This window comes from Herbaspirillum sp. WKF16 (assembly GCF_028993615.1).
Lineage (GTDB): Bacteria > Pseudomonadota > Gammaproteobacteria > Burkholderiales > Burkholderiaceae_D > Herbaspirillum.
In genome coordinates, this window is record NZ_CP118632.1 from 310,723 (window position 1) to 324,877 (window position 14,155).

Below are 14,155 nucleotides of genomic sequence, written 5' to 3' on the forward strand. Positions count from 1 at the left end.
GGTCGGTCGAGATGAATCTGCAACCGGTGCCCGAGCTGCAGCACCGCACCGTGCTGTTGGAAGAAGCCGTGGACATGCTGGCCATCGAAGGCCTGCGTGCCGACGGCGTGTATCTGGACGGTACGTTCGGACGCGGCGGCCACAGCCGCGCCATCCTGGCCAAGCTGGGACCGCGCGGCAGGCTGATCGCATTTGACAAAGACCCGTTGGCCATCGCCACGGCGGAGAAGATCGACGACGCTCGCTTCGAGATCGTCCACGACAGCTTCGCCACGCTGGACGAGGCGCTTGCCGCACGCGGCATCGCCGAGGTCGACGGGGTATTGATGGATTTGGGTATTTCGTCGCCGCAGGTGGATGACGCCGCGCGCGGCTTCAGTTTTCGCTTGGATGGCCCGCTGGACATGCGCATGGATACCACGCGCGGCGTGTCGGCAGCGGATTGGCTGGCAACGGCGGACGAACAGACGATTGCAAAGGTGATTCGAGATTATGGGGAAGAACGGTTTGCTGTTCAGATTGCAAAGAAGATTGTTGCTGGCCGGGCAATCGAGCCAATTTCAAGCACACGACAGCTTGCCGCGCTCGTGGCACAAGCCGTCAAAACCCGCGAGAAAGGCAAAGACCCGGCCACTCGTACATTTCAGGCTGTACGGATTTTCGTCAATCAAGAGCTTGAAGAACTCGAAGTAGGACTGGAGAAAGCGTTTCGGCAGATGGCGCAGCACGGGAGATTGGTCGTGATCAGCTTTCACTCGCTGGAAGACCGCATCGTCAAGCAGTTCATGGCATCCAAAGCCCATGCGCCGCAGCCTGACCGCCGCCTGCCGATTCGTGCGATCGACCTGCCGCGCGCGCCCGCGCGCCTGTTGTCGCGGGTCATGCCCGGCGAGGCCGAAGTGACGGCCAACCCGCGCGCCCGCTCGGCGGTGATGCGCGGCCTCGAACTCCTGGCGGCGGAAGGGGCATCCCCATGACCGGCCGCCTGTGCATCTTCCTGAGCATGTTGCTGGTGGGCTGCGCCCTCTCGGTGGTGAGCGCGCAGTACCGCGCGCGCAGCCTGTTCATCGAACTGGAGCGCGCCCAGACCGCGGCGCGCCAGCTTGACGTCGACTGGGCGCAATTGCAGCTGGATCAATCCACGCTGGGCAAGAACGCCCGCATCGAAGAGCTCGCCCGGCGCGACCTCGGCATGATGCCGCTGACCGCGGCGCGCACCCAATACCTGACCGTGGGGGGCAAATGACCCGGATGCCCCCGCGCACCAATGTCCCCGGCGGCCGCGTTGCGGCTTCCAAGGGCGTCGCGTTCTCCTCCAATCCCATCCTGCAGGTGAAGTTGCCGGCCTGGCGCTCGCGCTTCGTGCTGTTCGTGCTGTTCGCCGCCTTCCTGGCGCTGGTGGCGCGCGCGCTGTGGCTGCAGGGCGTATCGACCGATTTCCTGCAAAAGCAGGGCGCGTCGCGCTACGCGCGCACGCTGGAGCTGCCGGCCACGCGCGGCAAGATCACCGACCGCAACGGCCAGGTGCTGGCCTCGTCGGTGCCGGTCAAGGCGGTCTGGGCGATTCCCGAGGACGTGCAGGCCGCGCCCAAGGACAAGCTGCGCGAACTGGCCGCCCTGCTGGAGATGAGCGACGCCGAGCTGCGCAAGAAGCTCGACTCCGACCGCAGCTTCGTCTACCTCAAGCGCCAGGTCGAGCAGGACGTCACCGACAAGATCGCCAAGCTGGGCATCCCCGGCATCGAGACCCGCAAGGAATACAAGCGCTTCTATCCCGAAGGCGAGGTGATGGCGCACGTGGTCGGCTTCACCAACATCGAAGACGCCGGCCAGGACGGCATGGAGCTGGCCGCCCAGAAGACGCTGGCCGGCATGACCGGCAGCCGCCGCGTGATCAAGGACCGGCTGGGCCGCGTGGTCGAGGACATCGAGTCCATCCGCGATCCGCACGACGGCCGCGACCTGACGCTGTCCATCGACAGCAAGATCCAGTACATCGCCTTCACCCAGTTGAAGGAGGCGGTCGATAAATTCAAGGCCAAGGCCGGCGGCATCATCGTGGTCGACGCCAAGACCGGCGAAGTGCTGGCCCTGGCCAACATGCCGACCTATAACCCCAACGACCGCTCGGTGCTGACCGGCGCGCAGTTGCGCAACCGCGTGGTCACCGACACTTTCGAGCCTGGCTCGACCCTGAAGCCCTTCACTGTGGCGCTGGCGCTGGACACCCACCGCGTGACCCCGTCCACCGTGTTCCAGACCGCTCCCGGCAAGATGACCATCGGCACTGCCACCATCGGCGACTCGCACGCCCACGGCCCGCTGACGGTGGCGCAGATCATCGAGAAGTCGTCCAACATCGGCACCGCCAAGATCGCGCTGGGCATGCCGCCCGAAGAGATGTGGGAGATGTTTACCACGGTCGGTTTCGGCCAGCAGCCCAAGTTCGGCTTCCCCGGCGCGGTGGCCGGCCGCGTGCGGCCGTACAAGTCCTGGCGCCCGATCGAGCAGGCCACGATGAGCTACGGCCACGGCATTTCGGTGTCGCTGATCCAGCTGGCGCACGCCTACCTGATCTTCGCCCGCAACGGCGACATCATCCCGCTGTCCTTCACCAAGGTGAACGATTCGCCGATCGGCCAGCGCGTGATTTCCGAGAACACCGCGCTGCAGATGCGCCGCATGCTGGAAACCGTAGTCGCCCCCGGCGGCACCGCGCCGCAGGCCCAGGTGCCCGGCTATCGCGTGGGCGGCAAGACCGGCACGGCCTACAAGATCGAAGGCGGCAAGTACGTGCGCAAGTACGTGGCGTCGTTCTCCGGCATCGCTCCGATGTCGGACCCGCGCCTGATCATCTCGGTGATGATCGATGAGCCGCAAGGCCAGCACTACGGCGGGCCGGTGGCCGGCCCGGTGTTCGCCAACGTGGCCGCCAACGCCCTGCGCGCGCTCAACGTGCCGCCGGACTCGAGCGTGACCAACATCATCATCCCCAAAGAACCGCTTGAGGAGAGCATGTGATGCCCGGGCGCGTTCCAAGCATTGACGACATCCTGGACTGGCTGCGCTCGGTAGCGCCCGAGGCCCAGCTGACCGCCGACTCGCGCCGCGTAACGCAAGGCGACGTGTTCTTCGCCTACGTGGGCGACGCCGACGGCCGCTCCTATATCGCCGACGCGGTCGAGCGCGGCGCCGCCGCCGTGGTGTTCGAATCGGCCGGCTTCGCATGGCCGGACCAGCTGGAGCTGCCCCACCTCGCGGTGGACGACCTCAAGGCCACGGCCGGCGAGATCGCCGCCGCCTGGTACGGCAAGCCCGACCGCGACATGTTCACCGTCGCCATCACCGGCACCAACGGCAAGACCTCCTGCTCGTACTGGCTGGGCGCGGCGCTGTCGCGCCTGCCGGGTGCGGGCCTGGCGGGCGTGATCGGCACGCTGGGCGTAGGCACCTTCCTGGCCGGCCGCGCGCAAGCCTTCGACGTTACCGGCTACACCACGCCCGACGCGGTGCTCCTGCAGCGCAACCTGGCCATGCTGGCCAAGGCCAAGGTGGCCGGCCTGGCCATCGAAGCCTCGTCGATCGGGCTGGCGCAGGGCCGCATGAACGGCATGCACGTGGACGTCGCGCTGTTCACCAATTTCACCCGCGACCACCTCGACTACCACGGCGACATGGATGCCTATGAAGCCGCCAAGCGCAAGCTGTTCGAGTGGGACGGCCTGAAGCACGCGGTGGTCAACCTGGACGACGCCATGGGCGTGCGGCTGCTGCCGCTGCTGCAGGCGCGCCAGGTGCCGGTCATCGGCTACGCGCTGGAAGACGAGATCGACGCCGCGGCCGCCGGCGTGCCCACGCTGCGCGCCAGCAATATCCGCAGCAGCCCGGCCGGCGCCGTGTTCCAGGTCGATTCGCCGTTCGGCAGCGGCCAGGTCAAGACGCAACTGGTGGGCCGCTTCAACGTCAGCAATGTGCTGGGCATCATGGGCGTGCTGCTGGCCAAGGGCGTGGCATGGGATGCCGCGGTGGCCGCCGCCGGCGCGCTGACCGCGGCGCCCGGCCGCATGCAGCAGTTCGGCGGGCCGGACGTGCCGCTGATCGTCATCGATTACGCGCATACCCCGGACGCCCTGGACAAGACACTGGGCACGCTGCGCCAGGTCGCCGCGCAACGCGGCGGCGAGCTGTGGTGCGTGTTCGGCTGCGGCGGCGACCGCGACCCGGGCAAGCGGCCGCAGATGGGCCAGGTCTCCGAGCAGGCCGACCACGTGGTGCTGACCAGCGACAACCCGCGCAGCGAAGATCCCAAGGCCATCATCGACCAGATCCGCGCCGGCATCGGCCGCATCGAACCGGTGGTGCTGGAAGACCGCGCCGGCGCCATCCTCTGGACCATCCGCCATGCCACCCGCGCCGACGTCGTGCTGCTGGCCGGCAAGGGGCATGAGGCCTACCAGGAGATCGCCGGCAAGAAACTGCCCTTCCTCGACGCCGACCACGTCGCGCTGGCCCTGGCCGCGCGCTCGACCATGATGGGAGGCGCGTGATGAAATTCCAATTCGCGCAGATGCTGGAGTGGATCCGCGCAGCCGAGGCCGCGGCCTCGGCCCATGCCGTGCCGGCGGTGCTCAATGCGCCGGCCGGCGTGCTGGAGCTCAATGATGTCGTCACCGACAGCCGCGCCGTCAAGCCCGGCAATGTCTTCGTGGCGCTGCGCGGCGAACGCTTCGACGCGCATGACTTCCTCGAGGCAGTGGTAGCCCAGGGCGCCGCCGCGGTAGTGGTCGAACGCGCGCCGCCGGGACTGGCGGCGCCGGCCATCGTGGTGCCCGACGCCCGCGCCGCGCTGGGGCAGATCGCCCACGGCTGGCGGACGCTGCACCAGGTGCCGGTGATCGGCGTGACCGGCAGCAACGGCAAGACCACCGTCAAGGAAATGATCGCCTCGATCCTGGCGGCCGCCTTCGGCGACGAGGGCTACCTCGGCACGCGCGGCAACTTCAACAATGAAATCGGCGTGCCGCTGACCTTGTTCCGCCTGCGCGCCGCACATCGGGCCGCGGTGATCGAGATGGGCATGAACCATCCGGGCGAGATCGCTGTCTTGTCGCGTATCGCCGCGCCGACGCTGGGCCTGGTCAACAACGCCCAGCGCGAGCACCAGGAATTCATGGCCACCGTGGAAGCGGTGGCGCGCGAGAACGGCGCGGTGATCCGCCACCTGCCGGCCGCTGGCGTGGCAGTGTTCCCGGCCGACGACGACTTCACCGCGCTGTGGCGCGAGGAAGCCGGAGCGCGTCGTGTCCTTACCTTCGGTTTGAACCCGCAGGCCGACGTCGGCGCCACCTATGCGGCCGGCGCCTTCGGCAGCACGCTGGAGGTCACCGTCAAGGGCATCGCGGCGCCGCCGGCGCAGTTCAGGGTCGAGCTGGCCGCGGTGGGCGAACACAATGTGCGCAACGCCCTGGCGGCGGCGGCCTGCGCGCTGGGCGCCGGCATCGCGGTCGAGGCCGTGGTGCGCGGGCTGGAGAATTTCGCGCCGGTCAATGGCCGCCTGCAGCGCAAGGTGGCCAGGAGCGGCGCGCTGGTGATCGACGACACCTACAACGCCAACCCCGACTCGGTGCGCGCCGCCATCGACGTGCTGGCCGCCATCGACGGCCCGCGCGCGCTGGTGCTGGGCGACATGGGCGAGGTCGGCGACCAGGGGCCGCAGTTCCACCGCGAGATCGGCGCTTATGCGAAGAGCCGCGGCATCCCGCGCCTGTTCGGCCTGGGCGAACTGATGCGCCACGCGGTGCAGGCCTATGGCGAGACGCAGGACGAAGGCGGGGCCCAGGCCCGGTACTTCGACGACATCGCGGCACTCAATGCCGCGGTGGAACAGGCCGCGCCGCAAGGCGCGACCGTACTGGTAAAAGGTTCACGCTTCATGAAGATGGAGCGAGTTGTACAGCATCTGGTCAACGTTGAATCCAACACGCAACATCAACAGGAGACCCATTAGCATGCTGGTCTGGCTCGCTCAGAATTTTCAACAGGACTTCGGCTTCTTGCGCCTGTTCAGCTTCATCACCTTCCGCGCGGTGTTCGCCACGCTGACGGCCTTGCTGATCGGCATGATCGCCGGTCCGGCCGTGATCCGCATGCTGACGCGCATGAAGGTCGGCCAGGCGGTGCGCACCGACGGTCCCCAGACCCACCTGATCAAGTCCGGCACCCCGACCATGGGCGGCGTGCTGATCCTGATCGGCATCGGCATCTCGACCCTGCTGTGGGCCGACCTGTCCAACCGCTTCGTCTGGATCGTGCTGATCGTCACGCTCGGCTTCGGCGCCGTCGGCTGGGTCGACGACTACCGCAAGGTGGTCCACCGCGACCCGCAAGGCATGCGCTCGCGCGAAAAATATTTCTGGCAATCGCTGATCGGCCTGGTGGCCGCGTTCTACCTGGCGTTCTCGGTTTCCGAGGTGAGCAACATGAAGGTGCTCGACCTGTTCGTGGCCTGGGTGCAGTCCGGCTTCAGCCTCGACCTGCCGCCCAAGGCCGACCTGATCGTGCCGTTCTTCAAGAGCGTGAGCTATCCGCTGGGGGTGTGGGGCTTCATCGCGCTGACCTACTTCGTCATCGTCGGCACCAGCAACGCGGTCAACCTGACCGACGGCCTGGACGGCCTGGCCATCATGCCCACCGTGCTGGTGGGCGCCGCGCTGGGCCTGTTCGCCTACCTGACCGGCAACGCCAGCTACGCCAAATACCTGTTCATCCCGCATATCCCCGGCGCGGGCGAGCTGCTGATCTTCTGCGGCGCCATGGGCGGCGCCGGCCTGGCCTTCCTCTGGTACAACGCCTACCCGGCGCAGGTGTTCATGGGCGACGTCGGCGCACTTGCGCTGGGCGGCGCGCTGGGCACCATCGCCGTGATCGTGCGCCAGGAGATCGTGCTGTTCATCATGGGCGGCATCTTCGTGGTGGAGACGCTCTCGGTGATGATCCAGGTGGCCTATTTCAAGTACACGAAGAAGCGCTTCGGCACCGGCCGGCGCGTGCTGCTGATGGCGCCGCTGCACCATCACTACGAACAGAAGGGCTGGAAGGAAACCCAGGTGGTGGTGCGGTTCTGGATCATCACCATGATGCTGGTGCTGTTGGGCTTGTCGACGCTGAAGCTGCGCTGAGGCAGGCAAGAGAATGAATACACGGCGCCCCTCGCGAACGATGCAAGGCGGCGCCCTTGGCGGTTGGTTGAACCGGAAGTTTTGGAAGTGAGTTGGAAACAAGGATGAATTACTCGGGCAAACACGTTCTGGTGCTCGGACTCGGAGAGTCCGGCCTGGCAATGGCGCGGTGGCTGGTCTACTGCGGCGCCGGCGTGCGCGTGGCCGATACGCGCGGAGAGGAGGCGCTGGCCGAGCGCCTGGCCGCCCTGCGCGCCGACGATCCGCAGGCGCAAGCCGTGCTGGGCCGTCCGTTCACTCCTGAATTACTCGATGGCGTAGACTTCGTCGCCGTCAGCCCCGGCCTGGCGCCTGAGGGCGAACTGGCGCCGCTGATGCCGGCCATGGCCGAGCGCGGCCTGCCGCTGTGGGGCGAGATCGAACTGTTCGCGCAGGCGCTGGCCGGCCTGCGCGAAGAGACGCTGTACAAGCCCAAGGTGCTGGCCATCACCGGCACCAACGGCAAGACCACCGTGACCAGCCTGACCGGCCTGTTGTGCCAGCGCGCCGGCATGTCGGTGCGGGTCGCCGGCAACATCAGCCCGGCGGCGCTGGACGTGCTACGCGAGGCGGTGATCAGGGACAAGGTGTTCCTGGTCGAACTGGCCGAGCAGGACGCGATCGCCGCCGCCCAGGCGCAAGCCGAAGCCGAGGCCGAAGCATTGCGCCAGGCCGAGCTGGCCGAACAGCAAGCTGCCGAAGCGGCCAAGCGCAAGCGCGCCGCTGCCCGCATCGAACAAGCCGTCGCTGTTGCGGCGCCCGCGCCTGTGCCCGAAGCGGCAGCGCCGGCCGCCAACGATCAACACGCCGATGCGCCGCAGGCGCAGGAGAGCGCCGCCGCCGCCGTGCAAGACGCACAAGCGCACAGCCAGGTCGCGGCGGGCGACGCCGATTTGCCGGAAGGCCAGGCGCAAGCCGAGCCGGAACCACATCCGGCCACTGTCGCCACGGAAATAGTCGGCGGCGCGGAGCACATCCCGGCCGAAGCCGCGAATGCCGTCGATGACGCAGGCCTGCAAACCGACGTCGCCGGCAACGAAGCCGTGGCGCCGGAGACCCTGAACCTGGGCGACTTCATGGAAGTCTCGCGCACCGCCGAGGAAGACGCGCTGGCCGCCGTGCCGCCGCCCCCGCCGCCGGAGCCGACCTACCGCGGCTCGATGCCGCAGGTGTGGGTGCTGGAGCTGTCCAGCTTCCAGCTGCATACCACTCACAGCCTGCGGGCCGACGCCGCCACCGTCCTCAACATCACCCAGGATCACCTGGACTGGCACGGCAGCATGGACGCCTATGCCGCCGACAAGGCGCGCATCTTCGGCGAGGGCACCGTGCGCGTGCTCAACCGCGACGATGCGCGGGTGATGGCGATGTCCTCGCCGGCCGCGCCGCAATCCACCTTCGGGCTGGATGAGCCGGCCGCGCCGGACAGCTTCGGCCTGGTCAACGACAACGGCATGCTGTGGCTGGCCAACGCCTTCGTGCATGAAGACGACGAACAGCCGGAAGGAAAACGCCGCCGCAAGCAAAAGGAACTGGCGCCGCCGCCGGTGACGCTCAAGCGCCTGATGCCGGCCGACGCGCTGAAGATCCGCGGCGCCCACAACGCCATGAACGCGCTGGCCGCGCTGGCGCTGTGCCGCGCCGCCGGGCTGCCGATGGCGCCGCTGCTGCACGGCCTGCGCGACTACACCGGCGAGCCGCACCGGGTGGAGCTGGTGGGCGTGGTGCAGGAAGTCGATTACTACGACGACAGCAAGGGCACCAACGTCGGCGCCACCGTGGCCGCCCTGAACGGGCTGGGCCTGGGCGGGCGTCCCAACCGCATCCTCCTGATCGCCGGCGGCGAGGGCAAGGGCCAGGACTTTGCGCCGCTGGCGCTGCCGGTCGCCAAATACGGCCGCGCGGTGCTGCTGATCGGGCGCGATGCGCCAGTGATCCGCGCGGCGGTGGCCGACGCCGGCGTCGAGCTGATCGATTGCGCGACCCTGGAAGAGGCCGTGCAAAAGGCCGGCGACATGGCGCAAGCCGGCGAGATCGTCCTGCTGTCGCCTGCCTGCGCCAGCTTCGACATGTTCCGCAACTACGCGCACCGGGCCGACGTCTTCGTGGACGCGGTGCGTGAACTGGCGTTGTCGCGCGGCGAGGTGATCGCATGAAGCTCGGACTGTCGTCACTGCGCGGATGGCTGGGCAGCGTCAAGGACGCCGCCCCGGCCGCGGCCGGCCGCCTGAAGGCCGGCGCCGGCGTGCGCGGCGGCGGTGTCGGCTTCGAGCCGCGCTCGCGCATGATGGAGTACGACCAGCCGCTGATCTGGGTGGTGCTGCTGCTGATGCTGTTCGGTATGGTGATGGTGTACTCGGCATCGGTGGCGCTGCCCGACTCGCCCAAGTACGCGTCCTACTCGAACTATCATTTCCTGATCCGCCAGGCGATCTTCATCGTCATCTCGATCACCGCCGGCGCGGTCGCTTTCCGCGTGCGCATCGAGACCTGGCAGAAGTGGGCGCCCTACCTGTTCGCCATCACGCTGATCCTGTTGCTGCTGGTGCTGATCCCGGGCGTGGGCAAGGGCGTCAACGGCGCCAAGCGCTGGCTGTCGCTGAAGATCATCAACCTGCAGCCGTCCGAGCTGATGAAGCTGTTCATCGTGCTGTACGCAGCCGATTACACGGTGCGCAAGCAGGCCGTGATGCACAAGCTGATCAAGGGCTTCGCGCCCATGGCCGCAGCGGTTGGCCTGGTCGGCCTGCTGCTGCTGCTGGAGCCCGACCTGGGCGCGTTCGGCGTGATCGTCTGCATCGCCATGGGCATCCTGTTCCTGGGCGGCATCAACGGCATCTGGTTCGGCGGCATCAGCGCCATGCTGGGCGGCGTGTTCACCCTGGTGATCGTGATGTCGCCGTGGCGGCGCGAGCGCATCTTCGCCTACCTCAATCCGTGGGAAGAAGAAAACGCGCTGGGCAAGGCCTACCAGTTGTCGCACTCGCTGATCGCCTTCGGGCGCGGCGAGCTGTTCGGCGTGGGCCTGGGCAGCAGCGTGGAGAAATTGCATTACCTGCCAGAGGCGCATACCGACTTCCTGCTGGCGGTGATCGGCGAGGAGCTGGGTTTCGCCGGCGTGCTGACGGTGGTGCTGCTGTTCTATTGGCTGGTCAAGCATGCCTTCGAGATCGGCCGCCAGGCCATCGCGCTGGACCTGACTTTCGCCGGCCTGGTGGCCAAGGGCATCGGCATCTGGCTGGGCGTGCAGGCCTTCATCAACATGGGCGTGAACCTGGGCCTCTTGCCGACCAAGGGCCTGACGCTGCCGCTGATGAGCTACGGCGGCTCCGGCGTGCTGCTCAACTGCGTCGGCCTGGCGATCCTGCTGCGCATCGATTACGAGAACCGGGTGCTGATGCGGGGAGGACGGCTATGAGCGCGCCCCGCAAACTGCTGATCATGGCGGCCGGCACCGGCGGCCATATCTTCCCCGGCCTGGCGATTGCCGACACCATGCGCGCGCGCGGCTGGCAGGTCAGCTGGCTGGGCACCTCGCACGGCATGGAGCGCGAGCTGGTGCCGCGCCACGGCGTGGAGATGGACACCATCGTCTTCGCCGGCCTGCGCGGCAAGGGGGCAATGCATACGCTCAAGGGCGTGTGGCGCATGGCGGCGAGCTTCTTCAGCTGCTTCGCCATCCTCGGCCGCCGCCGTCCGGACGTGGTGCTGGGCATGGGCGGCTACGTGACGGTGCCGGGCGGCGCCATGGCGCGCCTGCGCGGCAAGCCGCTGGTGCTGGTCAACGCCGACGCCGCGCTGCTGCTGTCGAACAAGACCTTGACGCCGTTGGCCGATCGCGTGCTGTTCGGCTTCCCGGCCGATTTCGGCCGCGCCGCCGGCAAGGCCGAGGTGACCGGCAACCCGGTGCGCAAGGAAATCACGGCCCTGCCGCGACCGGCGCAGCGCTATGCCGGGCGCAGCGGCCCGCTGAAGATCCTGGTGGTGGGCGGCAGCCTGGGCGCCAAGGTGTTGAACGACAACGTCCCGGCGGCGCTGGCCAAATTGGCGCCGGAACGCCGTCCGCTGGTTACGCACCAGTCGGGCAAGCAGCACATCGACGCGTTGCGGGCGTCGTATGCGCAGGCCGGGGTGCAGGCCGAGGTGGTGGACTTCATCGACGACATGCCGCGCCGCTACGCCGAGGCCGATCTCGTGATCTGCCGCGCCGGCGCCATCACGGTGTCGGAGCTGACCGCCGCCGGCGTGGCCAGCGTGCTGGTGCCGCTGGCGGTCTCGACCACCTCGCACCAGATCGACAACGCCAAATGGATGGCGCAAAACAATGCGGCAATCCATTTGCCGCAACGCGAACTCACGGCCGAGGCGCTGGCGGGTTTGCTGCAGACACTGGACCGCGCTGCATGCCAGGACATGGCGCAGGCGGCATACGAACAAGGCCGGCGCGACGCCAACGAGGCGATCGCGCGCGTGCTGGAAGGACTGGTAACACCATGAAGCATCGCGTCAAGAATATTCATTTTGTCGGTATCGGCGGCTCCGGCATGTCGGGCATCGCCGAGGTCATGTTGAACCTGGGCTACGGCGTGTCCGGCTCGGATCTGGGCAGCAACGCCGCGACCCAGCGCCTGGCGCAGCTGGGCGCCTGCATCCGCTATGGCCACGCGGCCGAGAACATCGACGGCGCTGACGCCATCGTCACCTCTACCGCCGTCAAGGGCGACAATCCCGAGGTGCTGGCGGCGCGCAAGAAACATATCCCCATCGTGCCGCGCGCAGTGATGCTGGGCGAGCTGATGCGCCTGAAGAAGGGCATCGCGATTGCCGGCACCCACGGCAAGACCACCACCACCTCGCTGGTGGCCAGCGTGCTGGCCCAGGGCGGGCTGGATCCGACCTTCGTGATCGGCGGCCGGCTGACCTCGGCCGGCGCCAACGCCAAGCTGGGCACGGGCGAGTTCATCGTGGCCGAGGCCGACGAGTCGGATGCGTCCTTCCTCAACCTGACGCCGGTGATCGAGGTGATCACCAATATCGACGCCGACCACATGGAGACCTACAACCATGACTTCGCGCGCCTGAAGCAGGCCTTCGTCGAGTTCACCCAGCGCCTGCCGTTCTACGGCGTGGCGGTGCTATGCCTGGACGACCCGCACGTGCGCGAGATCATGCCCATGGTGTCCAAGCCCATCGTCACCTACGGCTTCCATGAGGATGCCGAGGTGCGCGCGGTGGACGCCCGGGCGGTCGACGGCCACATGCAGTTCACCGTGGTGCAGGAAGGCTATGCGCCGATGCAGGTGAGCCTGAACCAGCCCGGCATGCACAACGTGCAGAACGCCTGCGCGGCCATCGCCATCGCGCGCGAGCTGGACGTGGACGACGCCGCCACCCAGAAGGCGCTGACCGAATTCAACGGCGTCGGCCGCCGCTTCACCCGCTACGGCGAGGTGCCGCTGTTCGACGCCGAGGGCAAGCCGGCCGGCCACTTCACGCTGGTCGACGACTACGGTCACCACCCGGTCGAGACCGCCGCCACGATTTCCGCGGCGCGCGGCGCCTATCCGGGGCGTCGCCTGGTGCTGGCGTTCCAGCCGCACCGCTACACCCGCACGCGCGACCTGTTCGAGGACTTCGTCAAGGTGCTGTCGCAGCCGGACGTGCTGGTGCTGGCCGAGGTGTATTCCGCCGGCGAGGCGCCCATCGTCGCCGCCGACGGCCGTTCGCTGGCGCACGCGCTGCGCGCGGCCGGCAAGGCCGAACCGGTGTTCGTGGCCGATATCGCCGACATGCCCGAGACCATCCGCAACGTGGTGCGCGACGGCGACGTCGTGATGACCATGGGCGCCGGCTCGATCTCCGCCGTGCCTGGCCGCCTGACCGCGCAGGCCGGCGAGAAGAATGAACAGGGGGCCGCATGATCAGCCAGGACCAGATCAAGGCATTCGGTAAGGTCGGCGTGCTCTATGGCGGCCGCTCGGCCGAGCGCGAGGTGTCCAACATGTCCGGCGCCGGCGTGCTGCAGGCGCTGCGCAGCCGCGGCGTGGATGCGCATCCCTTCGATCCCGGCCAGCGCACGCTGGGCGAATTGCAGGCGCAGAAGTTCGACCGCGTGTTCATCGCGCTGCACGGCCGCTACGGCGAGGACGGCACGCTGCAAGGCGCGCTGGAGCAGATGGGCTTGCCTTACACCGGCCCGGGTGTGATGGCGTCCTCGATTGCCATGGACAAGGTCATGACCAAGCGCATCTGGCTGGCGCACGGCCTGCCGACGCCGCGCTTCGCCGTGCTCGACGCCAAGGGAACCACGCGCGAACAGCTGCGCGCCGTGCCCGATGAGCTGGGCTTGCCGCTGATGCTCAAGGCGCCGCACGAAGGCTCGACCATCGGCATCGCCCGGGTCAACGGCTATTCGGATGTGCAGGCCGGCTTCGACCTGTGCGCGAAGTACGATGACGTGGTGCTGGCCGAGGAGTTCATCCGCGGCCGCGAGCTGACCGTGCCGGTGCTGGGCAGCGGCCGCGCCGCGCGCGCCTTGCCGGTGATCGAGATCCGCGCGCCGGAAGGCAACTATGACTACCAGAACAAGTATTTCACCGACGACACCAAGTACCTGTGCCCGGCGCCGATCGACGAGCAGCTGACGCAGCGCCTGCAGGAACTGGCGGTGCAGGCCTTCCATGCGGTCGGTTGCCGAGGCTGGAGCCGGGTCGACTTCATGCTGCGCGAGACGGACGGCCAGGCCGAGCCTTACCTGCTGGAGATCAACACCTCGCCCGGCATGACCGGCCATTCGCTGGTGCCGATGGCGGCCAAGGCGCTGGGCATGAGTTATGAGGATTTGTGCTGCGAGATCCTGCAGCTGGCGGCGCTCGACATGACGCCTTCGAGCAACTGGACGCCGCAGGCGGACCAGTCCTGAAGGCGGCAAGGGAGAG

Annotated in this window: 11 protein-coding genes; all 11 read left to right on the top strand. The window is 68.0% G+C overall.

Going from position 1 to position 14,155, the window contains the following annotated elements; translation table 11 throughout:
• The first annotated feature begins 11 nt into the window (after nucleotides 1–11).
• Complete coding sequence (gene rsmH, locus Herbaro_RS01390; protein WP_275012063.1) at nucleotides 12–977, top strand: 16S rRNA (cytosine(1402)-N(4))-methyltransferase RsmH; 966 nt, start codon at nucleotides 12–14, stop codon at nucleotides 975–977.
• Complete coding sequence (ftsL, locus tag Herbaro_RS01395; protein ID WP_275012064.1) at nucleotides 974–1,246, top strand: cell division protein FtsL; 273 nt, start codon at nucleotides 974–976, stop codon at nucleotides 1,244–1,246. Before rsmH ends, ftsL begins: the two co-directional genes overlap by 4 nt.
• Nucleotides 1,243–3,021, top strand: a complete 1,779-nt coding sequence (locus Herbaro_RS01400; protein WP_275012065.1) for a peptidoglycan D,D-transpeptidase FtsI family protein — start codon at nucleotides 1,243–1,245, stop codon at nucleotides 3,019–3,021. Before ftsL ends, Herbaro_RS01400 begins: the two co-directional genes overlap by 4 nt.
• On the top strand, nucleotides 3,021–4,547 hold the full coding sequence (locus Herbaro_RS01405) for a UDP-N-acetylmuramoyl-L-alanyl-D-glutamate--2,6-diaminopimelate ligase (RefSeq protein ID WP_275012066.1): 1,527 nt from the start codon (nucleotides 3,021–3,023) through the stop codon (nucleotides 4,545–4,547). Before Herbaro_RS01400 ends, Herbaro_RS01405 begins: the two co-directional genes overlap by 1 nt.
• Nucleotides 4,544–6,007 carry a UDP-N-acetylmuramoyl-tripeptide--D-alanyl-D-alanine ligase gene (locus tag Herbaro_RS01410; RefSeq protein WP_275012067.1) on the top strand — a complete coding sequence of 488 codons (1,464 nt, stop codon included), beginning with the start codon at nucleotides 4,544–4,546 and terminating at the stop codon, nucleotides 6,005–6,007. Before Herbaro_RS01405 ends, Herbaro_RS01410 begins: the two co-directional genes overlap by 4 nt.
• A 1-nt stretch (nucleotide 6,008) precedes the next feature.
• Nucleotides 6,009–7,178 (top strand): phospho-N-acetylmuramoyl-pentapeptide-transferase, encoded by a 1,170-nt coding sequence (gene mraY / locus Herbaro_RS01415; protein WP_275012068.1) that lies wholly within the window; start codon nucleotides 6,009–6,011, stop codon nucleotides 7,176–7,178.
• Between the two features lie 104 nt (nucleotides 7,179–7,282).
• Nucleotides 7,283–9,373 carry a UDP-N-acetylmuramoyl-L-alanine--D-glutamate ligase gene (gene murD / locus Herbaro_RS01420; protein WP_275012069.1) on the top strand — a complete coding sequence of 697 codons (2,091 nt, stop codon included), beginning with the start codon at nucleotides 7,283–7,285 and terminating at the stop codon, nucleotides 9,371–9,373.
• The gene (gene ftsW, locus Herbaro_RS01425; RefSeq protein ID WP_275012070.1) at nucleotides 9,370–10,635 is read left to right on the top strand and encodes a putative lipid II flippase FtsW; all 1,266 of its coding nucleotides are present in this window, start codon (nucleotides 9,370–9,372) and stop codon (nucleotides 10,633–10,635) included. Before murD ends, ftsW begins: the two co-directional genes overlap by 4 nt.
• Nucleotides 10,632–11,714, top strand: a complete 1,083-nt coding sequence (gene murG / locus Herbaro_RS01430) for an undecaprenyldiphospho-muramoylpentapeptide beta-N-acetylglucosaminyltransferase (protein ID WP_275012071.1) — start codon at nucleotides 10,632–10,634, stop codon at nucleotides 11,712–11,714. Before ftsW ends, murG begins: the two co-directional genes overlap by 4 nt.
• Nucleotides 11,711–13,138, top strand: coding sequence for a UDP-N-acetylmuramate--L-alanine ligase (murC, locus tag Herbaro_RS01435; RefSeq protein ID WP_275012072.1), 1,428 nt, complete (start codon nucleotides 11,711–11,713; stop codon nucleotides 13,136–13,138). The genes murG and murC overlap by 4 nt, the downstream gene beginning before the upstream one ends.
• The gene (locus Herbaro_RS01440; protein WP_275012073.1) at nucleotides 13,135–14,139 is read left to right on the top strand and encodes a D-alanine--D-alanine ligase; all 1,005 of its coding nucleotides are present in this window, start codon (nucleotides 13,135–13,137) and stop codon (nucleotides 14,137–14,139) included. Before murC ends, Herbaro_RS01440 begins: the two co-directional genes overlap by 4 nt.
• Nucleotides 14,140–14,155 lie beyond the last annotated feature (16 nt).